This window comes from Trinickia camelliae (genome assembly GCF_053525655.1).
The window spans coordinates 229,590-243,801 of record NZ_JBCHAA010000013.1 but is presented as its reverse complement, the minus strand read 5'-3'; the positions used below and the strand labels follow the sequence as shown (position 1 = coordinate 243,801).

At 63.2% G+C, this 14,212-nt stretch carries 13 protein-coding genes; 5 read left to right on the top strand and 8 right to left on the bottom strand.

What is annotated here, in order from left to right; translation table 11 throughout:
- Positions 1 to 493: 493 nt before the first annotated feature.
- The 4 genes from AAHK20_RS21980 (at position 494) to AAHK20_RS21965 (ending at position 3,123) form a co-directional block, all read left to right on the top strand.
- Positions 494 to 820, top strand: a complete 327-nt coding sequence (locus AAHK20_RS21980) for a sulfur reduction protein DsrE (protein WP_449183616.1) — start codon at positions 494 to 496, stop codon at positions 818 to 820.
- A gap of 15 nt (positions 821 to 835) precedes the next feature.
- Positions 836 to 1,249 carry a DsrE/DsrF/TusD sulfur relay family protein gene (locus AAHK20_RS21975; RefSeq protein ID WP_449183615.1) on the top strand — a complete coding sequence of 138 codons (414 nt, stop codon included), beginning with the start codon at positions 836 to 838 and terminating at the stop codon, positions 1,247 to 1,249.
- A 10-nt stretch (positions 1,250 to 1,259) separates the two neighbouring features.
- Entirely contained in the window at positions 1,260 to 1,640 is a 381-nt protein-coding gene (locus AAHK20_RS21970; protein ID WP_449183614.1) for a hypothetical protein, read from the top strand.
- Positions 1,641 to 1,753: 113 nt separating this feature from the next.
- Positions 1,754 to 3,123 (top strand): IS3 family transposase gene (locus tag AAHK20_RS21965; protein WP_449183613.1). Its coding sequence is split into 2 segments (ribosomal slippage): positions 1,754 to 2,222 and positions 2,222 to 3,123, totalling 1,371 coding nucleotides; the frame shifts between segments, so codons are not numbered across the junction.
- Positions 3,124 to 3,186: 63 nt separating this feature from the next.
- Here the strand turns inward: AAHK20_RS21965 and AAHK20_RS21960 are convergent.
- From AAHK20_RS21960 to AAHK20_RS21950, 3 genes are all read right to left on the bottom strand, one after another.
- Positions 3,187 to 3,411 (bottom strand): SymE family type I addiction module toxin, encoded by a 225-nt coding sequence (locus tag AAHK20_RS21960; RefSeq protein ID WP_449183612.1) that lies wholly within the window; start codon positions 3,409 to 3,411, stop codon positions 3,187 to 3,189.
- 550 nt (positions 3,412 to 3,961) lie between these two features.
- Positions 3,962 to 5,707 (bottom strand): GMC oxidoreductase, encoded by a 1,746-nt coding sequence (locus AAHK20_RS21955; protein WP_449183611.1) that lies wholly within the window; start codon positions 5,705 to 5,707, stop codon positions 3,962 to 3,964.
- A 269-nt stretch (positions 5,708 to 5,976) separates the two neighbouring features.
- Entirely contained in the window at positions 5,977 to 6,537 is a 561-nt protein-coding gene (locus tag AAHK20_RS21950) for an LbetaH domain-containing protein (RefSeq protein ID WP_449183622.1), read from the bottom strand.
- Between the two features lie 288 nt (positions 6,538 to 6,825).
- Here AAHK20_RS21950 and AAHK20_RS21945 point away from each other — a divergent pair, with 288 nt between their 5' ends.
- Positions 6,826 to 7,374, top strand: a complete 549-nt coding sequence (locus AAHK20_RS21945) for a hypothetical protein (protein ID WP_449183610.1) — start codon at positions 6,826 to 6,828, stop codon at positions 7,372 to 7,374.
- On the opposite strand, the gene AAHK20_RS21940 is transcribed toward AAHK20_RS21945, so the two are convergent.
- The 5 genes from AAHK20_RS21940 to AAHK20_RS21920 form a co-directional block, all read right to left on the bottom strand.
- On the bottom strand, positions 7,331 to 8,578 hold the full coding sequence (locus tag AAHK20_RS21940) for a glycosyltransferase WbuB (RefSeq protein WP_449183609.1): 1,248 nt from the start codon (positions 8,576 to 8,578) through the stop codon (positions 7,331 to 7,333). The genes AAHK20_RS21945 and AAHK20_RS21940 overlap by 44 nt on opposite strands.
- 16 nt (positions 8,579 to 8,594) lie before the next feature.
- Complete coding sequence (locus AAHK20_RS21935; RefSeq protein ID WP_449183608.1) at positions 8,595 to 9,737, bottom strand: glycosyltransferase family 4 protein; 1,143 nt, start codon at positions 9,735 to 9,737, stop codon at positions 8,595 to 8,597.
- Between the two features lie 39 nt (positions 9,738 to 9,776).
- Positions 9,777 to 10,745 carry a GDP-L-fucose synthase family protein gene (locus AAHK20_RS21930; protein WP_449183607.1) on the bottom strand — a complete coding sequence of 323 codons (969 nt, stop codon included), beginning with the start codon at positions 10,743 to 10,745 and terminating at the stop codon, positions 9,777 to 9,779.
- Positions 10,746 to 10,750: 5 nt separating this feature from the next.
- Positions 10,751 to 11,869, bottom strand: coding sequence for a GDP-mannose 4,6-dehydratase (gene gmd / locus AAHK20_RS21925; RefSeq protein ID WP_449183606.1), 1,119 nt, complete (start codon positions 11,867 to 11,869; stop codon positions 10,751 to 10,753).
- Positions 11,870 to 11,960: 91 nt separating this feature from the next.
- Positions 11,961 to 14,204 (bottom strand): polysaccharide biosynthesis tyrosine autokinase, encoded by a 2,244-nt coding sequence (locus AAHK20_RS21920; protein WP_449183605.1) that lies wholly within the window; start codon positions 14,202 to 14,204, stop codon positions 11,961 to 11,963.
- Positions 14,205 to 14,212: the final 8 nt, after the last annotated feature.

Below are 14,212 nucleotides of genomic sequence, written 5' to 3'. Positions count from 1 at the left end.
GATTTGCGCGGATTTGGGAATACCCGATTTATCGACAATTCAGCGTGTATCCATCGGAGGGAAGATGGAGGTCTTTCCTGGTGGAGTATCCAGTTGACCGTCTTCCCGCCAACATCTGCCATTGCCATCGGTTCCGGCGACGACCGGTAGGGGTCGAAATGCACCCGACGGGTCCGGTGGCACGCGGCCAGGCAGAGACGTTCGCGCCCGCCGGGAATGTCCGCTCCTCGGCCCGTACCTGCCGTAACACTCCGGAGAAGCTGCCTGCTCGTGCCGTGCTTCAACAACGGCGTGACCACACGCATAAGCCTTCCCGAGCTATGACACGTAGAGTTACTTGGACTATCTGTCCGTTCTGCTATACCCAGTTCATGAGCTGTGCGCGGCCCACGTGCCGCACGGCGAGTCGAGTGCCCGTTGCAACGGGGGCGACACAGGGGCAACACATCGGTGGGAACCGCTTCTTCGGGCTGAAGGCTGGCAGGAGGCTGACATGGCAAATTACCTGTTCGTAGAATCGCGCGACCCATATGGTGCCGGGGATACCCAGCACGTGGAGGAACTGATCAGGGGCGTACGCCAGAGGGGCAACACGGTCACGCTGTTCCTGGTTCAGAACGGCGTGCTTTCCACTCGCCCAGGGGCAAAATTCAGCGGGCGATATGCGGATCTGACGCGCAGCGGCATCACCGTCCTTGCCGATGAATTCTCCCTGCGCGAACGGGCGATCAAACGGCTGGCGGAAGGTGTCCAGAAGGCGGACATCGGACAACTCGTGGATCTTCTGTTTGTGGCTGGGACCAAGGCCATTTGGCATTGAGTCAAGGAGAACGTGATGGCTACTGGTATGAAATTGACCCTGGCACTGATGGATCCCCCGTATGAGAAGGCAGCGAGCACGACGGCGCTGCGCATTGTGGATGCGGCACTGCGACGAGGGCACGGCGTAACGGTGTTCGCCTACGAAGGTGCAGTCAATCTGACCATGAAGGCGCAAGCCCCACATGCCAATCCAGTCAAGGGCACATCCGTGGAGGAGGAGGATCACCCGACCACCAGGGACTGGGTGGCAGCCTTGTTTCAACTCGCTGCCCAGCAGGGTGTCAAGCTCGATTGGATCAACTGCGGCCTGTGTGTGGACGAACGCGGCGCGGGCGACTGGATTGAAGGTCCCCGCCGAGGCAGCCCGAAGGATTTTCTCGACTCCGCGATCCAGAGCAACGCTGTGCTGGTAATCCCGACGAAATAGGAGCCGCGCCATGAAAATCCTGAGCATTGTTGAGACAGCGTACCGGGCTACCCTGGAAGAACAGGATGACACCATCCTGTGGCTGAACCATGTACTGAAAAACGCCGGCGCGGACATCGGCCTGCTGCTGTGCGGGAGCGCCGTGAACTATGCAGCGCGCGGGCAGGATGCTACCGGCCTCGCCTTCGGCGCGCGCCGGCAGGTCCATCCGCCGGCACTCGATAAGGATCTGGACAAAATGATCGGCGTCGGCGTTGCCGTTTATGCGGTCACCGAGGACGTGCGCGACTGTGGCTTGACACAGGAAGATGTCATCGGCGGCCTGACGCTGCTAGCGCGTGCCGAGATCCCCGCCCTGTTTGACCGCTTCGATCAGGTCTGGCACTGGTAACGGCTCAAGGCTGCACCGCATTCTGCTGACCGGAGAGCAGCAGGGAGACGAACCCGACCTCGTGAACTGCACCCCAAAAGTTGGACACCGATCCAACCTTTGGGGTGTTTTTCATGGCGAAGTACGACGAGCAGTTCAAGCAGAAGGTAGTCAAGACGTATCTGGGTGGTGACGTCGGTTTGGAGGCGTTGGCGGCGCGTCATGGAATCGATTATTCGATGCTGCGTCGTTGGGTTGCTGCCTACCAGCGGCACGGCAGCGCGGGGCTGCGCCGCAAGACCCGCGGCCATTACGATGCACAGTTCAAGAAGCGGGTGCTTGAGCGCATGTGGCGCGATGGATTGTCCGCGCGTGAGGTCACGGCGCTGTACGACATTCGCGATGTGGGCAGCGTATCGCGCTGGGCGCGTCTGTATGATGAGGGCGGTATAGCCGCTTTGGCGCCCCGTCCCCGCGAGCGCCCCCGCAAGATGACCGACGCCCAGCAACCCGACAAACCCACTGAAGACAAGGCGCCTGACGCGCGCACGCGAGAAGAATTGCTCAAGGAGAACGAATACCTGCGTGCGGAGGTGGCCTACCTAAAAAAGCTCGATGCGCTGCTCAAGGCCAAGCGGCAGGCAGCGCAAAAGAAAAAACGCAAATCGTGAGCGAGCTCCGGGCGCGGCATCCGCTCGCAGCGCTGCTAAAGGTCGCGGGATTGGCGCGCAGTACGTTCTACTATCAGCTTCGAGCGCAAGAGGCGGGCGAGCCCCAGGTCGAGCTCAAGGCGCAAATCCGGGCACTCTACGAGCGCCACAAGGGTCGGTATGGTTACCGGCGCATCACGGCTGCCATCCGCAATACTGGTCAGACTATCAATCACAAGACGGTGCAGCGGCTCATGGGCGCACTGCAGTTGAAGTCACTGGTGCGATCCAAGCGCTACCGGTCATGGCGTGGCGAGCTCGGACGGATTGCGCCGAACCTGCTCAGCCGCAAGTTCGAAGCACATAGGCCCAACCAGAAGTGGGCGACCGATGTGACGGAGTTCAACGTCAACGGTCAAAAGCTCTATCTGTCGCCGGTCATGGACCTCTACAACGGCGAAATCGTGGCGTATCAGATGGCTCGCCGCCCGAGTTTCGAACTGGTCAGCGGCATGCTCAGAAAGGCGCTGAACCGGCTGGGCAGCCAGGACAGGCCGTTGTTGCACTCAGATCAGGGCTGGCAGTATCAGATGGCTGCTTACCGACACACCCTGGCCCTGCATGGCGTGCAGCAAAGTATGTCCCGCAGGGGCAACTGTCTGGACAACGCGGCCATGGAGAGCTTCTTCGCTACGCTAAAGTCCGAGTACTTCCGGCTGAATCGCTTCACGAGCATTGAGCAATTGCAGACTGGACTCAAGCACTACATTCACTACTACAACCACGAGCGCATCAGGCTCAAACTGAAAGGGCTAAGTCCTGTTCAATTCAGGACCCAGCCCTCGATCGCTTAGTCTTTATCCGTCCAACTTTGCGGGGTCAGTTCATCGCGCCGGGTTCGCTGCCTATGCGATCACTTACGCGGGCGTGATCACAAGCCGTTCTTGTTGGACTTCGATCTTGAGTTGCTGACGGGGTTTGAAACCGGCGTGCTCGAGCCATCGCCCGGAGAGCTTGAACCAGAGTATGAGGGGCGGGCCGTTACGGGGCCGAGGCGAGTAGGGCCGCCAGCGACGGGATTGCTGAATCGTGACGCGGCGCTCGGGGAGAGCGGGACGTGAGGTAACATTGGCGTCAGCCATAGTCGACTCCTGTACAGAGTTGATAGTGGTCAGCGGGTCGTGAGTGTTGGTAGCACTTGCGGCCCGCGCTGCGTTTACGGCGTCAAATGCGCGTGCGCCTCCTGTGTGAGCGGTTGAGTTGGGTGAAAGTCGCCGGACCACTGTATGGGTAATCAGTCATCCGAACAACCTATCCGTTAGACAGAGGGAGGCGATACGGCCGTGTGGCGAGAAGGAGAAGAAATGATTGGAGCACGGCCAAATCGATAGCTTCGATTTGTTGCGACTCTGCGCAATTCTGTGCCGCGTGCTACCGGGACGCACGGCGAGTAGTAACGGTTTCCCACGCTTGCGCTCGGGACACCGGTACTAACAGGGTTGAGTGCCTCCGGGCTAGGCCGTCCGCCCAGGACGCGCTTTTGGTTACTTTGGGCAAGGACCAAAGTGACCCCGGTCCCGGGGAGGGACGGACTATACGGAACGGCGCGAAATCAAAGTTATCGCGAAAGCACAAGCGAACGACAACAACCCCAGCACCCGCCACAAATTCAAAATTCCCGCGACGAAAGCCTCAATCCTTAGCAGCACGCGCAGCAGCAGCCGCATGCGCAAGCGACGAAGCCGCAAACGACATCGTCTCCACGGCTTTCGATTCCGTCGCGTGACGCTCGCCGCCGAGCGCGTCGGAGGTCGTGATGACCGCCTCCGGATTGCCGAGCGTCTGCGCAAGATGCCCCGCCAGCCGCAACGCCAGCGCCGTAATCGTAATCGTCGGAAAGTTCGCCCCGACCGTCGGAAACACCGAACTACCGGCGATATGCAAGTTGCTCATGCCATGCACCTTGCAGTTGCGATCAACGACACCTTCCCTCGGCGAATCGTGCATCCGCGTCGTCCCCATATGATGCCAAGTGCCTTCAAGCGCCTCAGGCCACGCGCGCCCTTGCAGCGGCGCATCGAGCGTCACCTCTGCGACACCGCCCGCGCGCAGCGCCTCAGCCACCAGCGCGAAAGTGCGATCAAAGGTGCGCTGCACGAGTTCGCCAAGACGCCATTCGACCCTCACCCGCGGCATGCCGAGCCGATCGCGCAGATCCGATAACGTCACGCGACTGTCGCGGTTCGGCGCGGCCTCAACGATCGCCTGCATCTTGACGTCGGTGATGAGCGAGCGCGGCTGCAACAATCGCGTCAAGCCGAAACCGACCGTATCGACCGGATGCGCAGCCATCGTCGCCAGATCGTCCCGCAGCTTCCAGCCCGGCTGATCCTTGCGCAACAGCGCCTGCTTGCAGCGAATCAGCGCTTCGGCACCGGCGCTGCCTTCGCCATAAAAGAGCGAGTAGAACCAGACGCGCGAATTGAGCAGACGCTCACGCTGCAGCACCTCGTGCGTCAGCGCGAACTGCGACGAGATGAACGTGCCGTTCGCGGATACCGCCGCGTTCTGATAGTGATACTTGATGTCGTAAAGCTTGTTGCGCGCCCACGCTTTGGTAAACCTCACGCTGCCCGTCATGAGGCGCGGATGGTCCATGAAGAAGCGGCCGACGACATCGTTGCCGTTGCCGAGCCCCGCCGCCTGAACCTGGTTCGATGCCAGCAGCAGTCGCGCGTTCTCGATGCCGCCCGTGGCGAGCACGAAGTGCTTCGCGCTCACGCTCATTTGCCGGCCCGATAGCGTCGCGACCTGGATGCGCGTGACCGTCTTCGCATCGCTGTCGGTATCGATATGCACCGCGTTCGCGTTCAGGAACACGCGCACGTGGGTCGAGCGTTCCAGATCCACCCGGTAGAGCTTGCCGAAACGCGCGGGAGGGCTGAACTGCGAGATGGTGTCGCGCACGTCGCCCGTGACGAGCGGCACGCGCCGCACGTCGGCGCGGCCGATCGCGTTTTCCCAATACGCCGGGTCGAAATTGTTCGGGCCGAGTTTCAGGAAGTCGTGCGTGCGCACGTAGTACGGCGCGAGTTCCTCGAGACCGAACGGCCAGCCGCTATGCGCGACCCAATCGCGCTTGTCGAAGTCCCACGGGTCGAGCGGCCGGCACCAGCCGCCCCAGCAGTTGCTGCTGCCGCCCAGATAGCGGCTGCGGCTGCCGTCCGCGAACGAGTACGGCAAGCCGATGTTTTCGCCGCGATAGAGATCGCGGGTTTCGTCGTCCGCCTTGTAGCCGCCGCTCTCGAGCAGGCACGTGTCGATGCCGAGGCGATTCATCTCCAGCGCGAGCGTAATGCCGGCCACGCCTGCTCCAATGATGCAGACCGTGGTTTCGACTTCCACGCCTTCCTCGACACCTCGTGTATCAATGAACATATCCCCAGGCTCCCGTCTTCTTTGCGGCGTTCTTTCCGTATTTCCTGCAAACACTTGTATGCAATCTTCGAACGCCGGTCTCGTCGCCACCCGCCAACATCGCTGCGAAGCCAGCCAAGCAAGGGGGGTTCCCGTGCGGCAGCGCACATCCGGAAATAGCGCCGCATGCAAGGCGACGGAATACGCGTTCGTTACGATTCGTTGCGTCAAATAAAACGAAAACGCACGACGAGTTTCTTAAGGATGTCTTAATGGGGCGCGAAGCGCGCTCAACGATCGAACCGCTTGCGAATGAACCGGCACGGATTTCCGCCATACACGCCCTCCGGCGCCAACGACCGGTGCACGACCGACAGCGGCGTCACCACCGCCGAGCGCCCGATCGTCACGCCCATCTGCACGACGCATTTCGACGTGATCCAGACCCCGTCTTCGATCACGATCGGTTCGACGCGCAGATCCATCGTCGTCGCCATATCGTGCGAGCCGGCGGTGAGAAACGTACCTTGCGAAATGCAAACGTCGGAGCCGATGCGGATCAGCGTCTGGTTGTAAATCCAGACGTCGACGCCGAACCAGCAGTGGTCGCCGACTTCGAGATTCCACGGCGCCTTCACGCGCAGCGGATGCGGGAAACGGCACCCCGTGCCGATCTTCGCGCCGAACAGCCGCAACAGCGCGACGCGCAGCGCGGAGCTCGGCACGAGCTTGTTGTTGATGATGCAGGCTTCGACGAAAAACCAGATCGTCTCGATCAGAAAGCTGCGCTTGGCGACATAGTTGCCCTTGCCCGCCAGGCTCAGATCGATGACCTTCCCGGCCTCCGGCATGGAGCGCTCGCGTCCCGCCCCAACATGCTCCGCATCGATCCCGCCGTGTTCGATGATTCGCTCCATCAGCACACCCCCAGGAACGTTTCTGGCTCGCTCAAAAGAGGACATTCGCCTGTCCTCGCAATGGCAGAGCGCAATGATTGGACCACGCGTCGATTATGGTTCGGCACCCCTCGCACCGTCTGCGGCCTAGCCCTCGATGGCCGCATGTGCCGGACTTTTGGCGGCTATGGGCGGCTCGATTGCGGGAGCATGCTTGAGTACGTTGCATGGGAGGCTGTAAAGATGACGATTGATTTCCGGCACACGCGCATCGCGCTACTGCTCGCGCTGACGCCGCTCGTGCTGGCGGTCAGCCCGCCGGCGCTCGCGCAGCAGAACGCGGCGGGATATGGCAACGCGGGCAACGCCGGCAATACCGCAGCCGCGCGCCCCGACGATAACGAAGCGCTTGGCCCGACCGAACACGACCACGGCGCCGCGATGGACACCGACGCCGCCCGCATGCGCGGCGCAGCGCGCGAAAGCGACTTACTCGGCGCGCCGGAGGCCTACGGCGACCCCTACCGCAAGCAATTCGAAAACGGTTCAAACGGAACCGCGCAAAGCAACCTGATCAACTCCGAAAACGTGCCGATGAACGGCACCGCCGGCAACCGCAAACAGGGCGCAGGCGCCGCGCTCGAAGGCGCGGCGCTCGCCAAGCCCATGGCGAAGGAAGCGCAGCAGGGCCAGCCCCGCACGCCGGCCAACGCGGCGAAGTCGGTGTACAAAGGCTCGTCGGATCCGGTCAACCCCGAAAAACAGCAGCCGATTTATCGCTCGCCGTGGTAACGAGGCGCGCGTCGAGCCGCCCCAGCACGGCGGCCGGCGCGAGCGTCTCTTCCGCGTAGCGGCGCGCGGCTTCGCCCAGCATGGCGCGCCGCAGCGGATCGTCGGCGAGGACCCTGATCGCCTGCTCAAGCGCTTCGACGTTGTCCGGCTCCACCACCACCCCGCGCGGGGCCACGACGGCATGGAGCTCGGTTTCCGGCCGCGCCATCGCGACGATTGCGCCGCCGCTCGCGAGCATGCCGGTCAGCTTCGACGGCATCACGAGATCCGCCGCGTCGCCGCGCTGCGGCAAGACATGAATGTCCGCGAGATTGAGCAATTCGTTGAGGCGTTCGGCCGGCTGCAGCGGAATGAAGCGGCAGTTCGACAGCCCGTTGCATCGCTTCACCAATTCACCCTTCGTCGCGCCGTTGCCGCAGAACACGAAGTTGATGTCGGTCCGGTCGGCAAGACGCGCGGCGGCCTCGGCCAGAAGCTCGATGCCCTGCTTCGCACCCATGTTGCCGGAGTACAGCACGACCTTGTTGCCGTCCGGAATCGCCAGCTCGCGCCGGTAGTCGCTTGTGCGGCCGAGCGGATAGATCACCTTCGTATCGACCCAGTTCGGCATCGAGAACACCTTGTCCGCGTCGACGCCCAGACGTCGCGCGCGCTCGACCATGCGCGCCGAGATCGACGACACCACATCGAATTTGCGCATCAGCGAACGCTCGACCGCACGTGCGAAGCGCGCTGACTTCGCGCCCTTGAGCAAGCCGAGATTGAACGCCGCGTCGACTTCGAAATCCTGAATGTGCAGCCAGCTCTTCGCACCGGTCACGCGCGCGAGCAGCGCGGCGGCAGGCGCGCACATCAGCGCCGGCGCGATCGACATCACGACGTCCGGGCACCAGATCATTTGGCGCAACAGCAACGGCAACGACGAGATCGCGAACGACGCCAGATGCACCATCCGCGTCACGCCGCTCGGCTTGGCCGGCACCCACAGCGGCGCGCGCCAGATATGCACGCCGCGCACGACTTCGCAGCGGTAACGCCGCGGCGAATAGCCCGCTGCGACGCGCCACTCGGGGTAGTAAGGCGGTGCGCAGACGACGCGCACGTCGTGGCCGAGCAGCACCAGCGACTCGGCCATCTCCGCGGTGTACTTGCCGATGCCGGTGAGTTCAGGCGCGTAGTTCAGCCCGTAGATCAAGATCTTCATCGCCGCGGCGCCAGCATCAATCCACGAGCATCATCGCGCAGCCGCGTGCGATGTTCGCCGCGGCCGAGGGCGGGTCGAAACGCTGGATGACCTCCATGCAGCGCTTGGCCGTGCCGCTGGTATCGACGAACGCCTCGGTCGCCTTCAACAGCGTGCGCTGCAAGCCGGCGACGTCGCCCGCCGTGAACGCATAGCCGCTCTCGCCTTCGACGATCAGCTCGGGCACGCAGCCGCAGCTTTCGCTGACCACCGCCGGGCAGCCATGGCTCAACGCTTCGTTCACGACGAGGCCCCACGGCTCGCTGTAGCTCGGCAGCACCATGCACGTCGCGCCGTAGTATTCGCGCGAGAGCGGGTCGTCCTGCAGGCTGCCGGCAAAATAGACGACGTCGTCGAGGCCGAGGTCGGTCACCTTCTCACGCAGCGCGTCGCCCATCGGGCCGGTGCCGACGATGCGCAGCGTCGCGCCCGGCAGTCGCGCGCGAATGCCGGCGAACGCATCGAGCAGCGTGCCGATGCCCTTCTCCTCCGACAGCCGGCCAACGTACAGAAACACGGGCTTGTGGTCGCTGCGATAGTGCACGCGCTCTTCGAGCGCGCGCTCCGGCGAGAACGTGTGCGGCATCGCGGCGGCTTGGCAAGGAATGAAGATCTTTTCCTTCTTCGCGCCGAGCGACATCAGGTAGTCGCGGCTGCGCTCGCCAAAACCGAAGTAGCCGTCGCACAGCGAGAAGAACACGCGCTTGGGAATCGAGGTGATGAGCTTGCGCGGCCGGTCCCGCCCGGTCGAATCGCAGAACACCGCGCGGCGCTTGCCGGTCACGATGCAGGCGGCGAGCATCGCCCAATACTCCGGACGGTGGTAGCCCGGCAGCACGATCAGATCGGACTTCGCCCTGAGCACCTCCCACGTGAGGCGCGTGATCATCTTCCACGTCGGCACGTCTTCGTAGCAGCCGTCGAAGAGCTTTTGCATCGGATAGCGATGGTACGAATAGTCCACGTCGGAGAAGCCGATCCGGTAAACCTCGGTATCGGCGATCTGTACCACCGAGTACGTGATCGCACCCGCTGCGGAGATGTTGTGCAAAGCCGAAAACACCACCCCCTTGTGCCGCGACCACACGACGTTATGAAAAATCGTGACCGAAGCTGTCATGTCCGTTCGTCCTTTATTTGTCTCGTTGGAGCCTTGTGCTTATGCATGCGCGGGCTGGCGAGCCGCTTGCGCGCCCGCTTGTGCACCGCCCGCTGCGAATTCCTGATACGTGTGCTGGATCCCGTCCTCGAGACCAATCTGCGCTTGCCATCCCATCTCTCTTAGCCGCGACACGTCGAGCAGCTTTTGCGGCGTGCCGTCCGGCTTCGACGTATCGAAGACGAGCTGGCCGCGATAGCCGACTATGCGGGCAATGCATTCGGCGAGTTCGCGAATCGACAGATCCACGCCCACGCCGACGTTGTAGAGCCCCTCTGTCACGTCGCGCTCGAGAATGAAGCGCGTCGCCGCCGCGAGATCGTCCACGTGCAGGAACTCGCGGCGCGGCGTGCCGGTGCCCCACACCGTCAGTGCCGCGTCGCCGTTCAGCTTCGCCTCGTGGGCTTTGCGGATCAGCGCAGGCAGCACGTGGCTGCTCTTCAAGTCGTAGTTGTCGTTCGGGCCGTAGAGGTTGGTCGGCATCACCGCGACGTACTGTGTCCCGTACTGACGGTTGTACGACTCGCAAAGCTTCAAGCCCGCGATCTTCGCGATCGCATACGCGTCGTTGGTCGGCTCGAGCGCGGAGGTCAGCAGGTACTCCTCGCGAATCGGCTGCGGGCAGGCCTTCGGATAGATGCACGACGAGCCGAAGAACACGAGCCGTTGCACGCCCGCTTGATACGCGGCGTGGATCACGTTGGTCTCGATCGCGAGGTTCTCGTAGATGAACGAAGCCGGCTGCGAGGCATTCGCGAAGATGCCGCCGACGCGCGCCGCCGCAAGCAGCACCACGTCGACTTTCGCTTCGTCGAAAAAGTGCTCCACGGCGGACTGATTCGTGAGATCGAGTTCCGCATGCGTGCGCGTCACGAGGTTGCCGTAGCCGTGCGCCTGGAGCTCGCGCACGAGCGCGGAGCCGACCATGCCGCGGTGGCCCGCCACATAGATGCGTGCGTTCTTGTCCATGGCGCTCACTCGTGGTGTTCCAGCGCCGTGAAGCCGGCGAGGGTCACGAGCGCATCGCGCCGCGCGATCTGATAGTCGGAGCGCACCATCTCCTTGACGAGCGAGATGAACGGCGTGCGCGGCTGCCAGCCGAGCTTCGCATGCGCTTTCGACGGGTCGCCGAGCAGCGTCTCGACCTCGGTCGGCCGGAAGTAGCGCGGATCGACACGGATGATCACCTGCCCCGGCATGAGTCGCGTCTCGCGGCTTTCCACCTTCTCGACGATGCCGACTTCGTCGACGCCGCTGCCTTCGAAGCGGATCGTCACGCCCAATTCAGCCGCCGCGTATTGCACGAATTCGCGCACGCTGTACTGCACGCCCGTGGCGATCACGTAGTCTTCGGGCGTCTGCTGCTGGAGCATGAGCCACTGCATCTCGACGTAGTCGCGCGCATGGCCCCAGTCGCGCAGCGCGGACAGATTGCCGAGGTACAGCTCGTCTTGAAGGCCCACCGCCATGCGGGCGATCGCGCGCGTGATCTTGCGCGTGACGAAGGTCTCCCCGCGCACCGGCGATTCGTGATTGAACAAGATGCCGTTGCACGCGTAGATGCCATACGCTTCGCGATAGTTGACCGTCGTCCAATAGGCGAAGAGCTTCGCGACCGCATACGGGCTGCGCGGATAGAACGGCGTCGTCTCGCGCTGCGGCACTTCCTGCACGAGACCATAGAGTTCGGAGGTCGACGCTTGATAGAAGCGCGTCTTCTTCTCCATGCCGAGAATGCGGATCGCCTCGAGAATGCGCAGCGCGCCGAGACCGTCGGCGTTCGCCGTGTACTCGGGCTCCTCGAACGACACCGCCACATGGCTTTGCGCAGCGAGGTTGTAGATCTCGTCGGGCTCGACGCGCTGAATGATGCGCAGCATGCTCGTCGAGTCGGTCAGGTCGCCATGATGCAAAAAGAGCCGTTGATCCGGCTCATGCGGATCGTGATACAGGTGATCGATCCGGTCGGTGTTGAACAGCGACGTGCGGCGTTTGATGCCGTGCACTTCGTAGCCTTTGTCGAGCAGCAATTCGGCCAGATACGAGCCGTCCTGCCCCGTGATGCCGGTAATCAAAGCGACCTTTCGATTCATCTTCCATTCCCCCAAAGTATGTTTAAGGCCGCGTGCAGGTTGCGCCCCCGCAGCCGCGGCGTCGTCAGTTACGTCATTGAGTCCGTTGCGTTCATTGCTCGGCGATGCTGTCGTAGCCGTAGTAGCCGCCGCGATACGCGCCGCCGATCAGCGGCGTCGCTTGCGGCACGTCCGTGAGCAGCACGCCCTTCAGGTTCACGCCGCCCGTCTGCAGGCGCTTCACCGTCTCGCTGATCTCGCCGATCGGATGGCGGCCGTAGCGCACGACCAGCAGCGTCGTGCCCGCGTGCTTGCCGATCACGGTCGAGTCCGTGACCGCGAGCACCGGCGGCGTATCGATGATCACGAGGTCGTACTTGCTCTTGAGGTCGTCGAGCATCTCGCGGAAGCGGTCGCTCATCAGGAGTTCGGACGGATGCGTCGGCAGCGAACCCTTGGCGAGCACGTCGAGACCCGGCAGCACGTCGTGCTGGATCACCGGCTCGGCATCGCCGCCGCGCAGGACATCGGAGAGACCCGGCTGATGGCGCACGCCGAAGTGCGAGTGCACTTCGCCGCGCCGCATGTCGCCGTCGATCACGAGCACGCGCTTGCCCGCCGACGCGACGAGCGCGGCGAGATTGACCGACAGGAACGACTTGCCGGCGTCGGGGCGCGAGCCCGTCACCATCACGATGTTGTTGCGCGCATGGTCGAGCGAGAGCTGCAGCGAGGTGCGCAGGCTGCGCACGCCTTCCACCGCGACGTCCTGCGGCGCTTGCGCGGCGAGCACGTGCAGGCCCTGACGGCGCATCATCACGTTCTGTTGCAGACGCAACTGCTGGCCGGAGCGCGGCACGACCGCGAACACCGGCACGCCGATCGCGTTCTCGATCTCGTCCGGACGCTCGACGCCGCCATAGAGCGACTTGCGGACGAACGCCACCACGACGCCGACGAACAGGCCGCCGCCGAGACTGAAGATCACGACCAGGAAGCGCTTCGGCCACACCGGCTGATCGGGCGCTTCGGCGAAGTCGACGACGCGCACGTTGCCGACCTGCCCTGCCTTCACGATGCGCAACTGCTGCGCGCTGTTGAGCAGGTTCGTATAGAGCTCGGTATCGACACGCACGTCGCGCAACAGACGCAGTGCGGTTTGCTCGGTATCGGGCAGCGTCGAAACGTTCTTCGTCATATCGCCTTGCTGGCTTTGCAGCTGGGCGATCTGCGCATCGAGCGCGGCGACGGCCGGGTGGCTCGGCGTGAAGCGCTGCGAGAGATCCGCGCGTTGCTGCTGGAGGTCGGCAAGCTTGGTCTTGTTCGCGACGATCTGTTGCAACAGCAGACGGCTTTCTTCGGAGAGATCGACCGTGCCGTGGTTGTTACGGAACGTGTTGTAGCGCTGCTCAGCGTTATCGAGCTCCTTGCGCAGTTGCGGCAGTTGCTGATCGAGGAACGCGAGCGTGTGCTCGGCTTCGGCCGAGCGCCGGTCGACGTCCTGCTGGATGAACTGGCGCGCGACGTTGTTGACGATGTTGGCCGTGAGCTTCGGATCGCTGCCTTCGAGGCTCACGCTGATGATGCCGGACTGCAACGTCATCTCTTGCACGAGCATCGCCTTTTGCAGCCGCTGGACCGTATCGAGCGTCGAGAAGCGCTGCAATTCGAACTGCGTGCCAGGGCGGCCCGAGATCTGGTCGATATGCACCGTCACCGCTCCGGCCGAAGTCATGCCGGTCACGTCCTGGCCGACCTTGCCGCTCGCGATCGCGATGCCGTCGGAGTTGTTCAGCGTAAAGGCGCCGTTCGGCCCCGCCGTCACCGTGAACTTCTTGCCGTACAGGTCGCTCGGCGTGTCGAAGCGCGACACGTTGATCGTCTCGTTGCCCCACGCATAGCCCGCGAGGTTCATGAACGGCGGCAGCGTGAAGCCCCACCGGCCGTTCACGAGATCGCCGACGAAGCCGCCCACGATCGGCAGCGCCTTCGGCGACGCCGAGATGTCGAGATGGAGGCGCTTGACCGTTTCCTCGGTGACGAGCCGCGACTTCAGCAGCTCGATCTCCGCCGCGGTCGTCGCCTTCGTCGCGAACATGCCGGCCAGCGGCTCGATCTGCTGACGGTTGTTGTTGTTATTGTTGTTGTCGTTGCCCGCATCCTCGACCTGGATCATCACGTCGGCCTTATAGACCGCCGGCGCAAGGAACGCATAGGCGAGTCCCAGCGTCAGCACGGCGAGCGTGATGAATAGGATCGTGCGCCAGCTCGCTGCGATCGCCGCTAAATAATCGGCAAGTCGTAGCTCGTCGCCGGCCGCCACGTCGGTGTAGCGGTTGTCGAAGTTCATAGCCATGTCAGTTC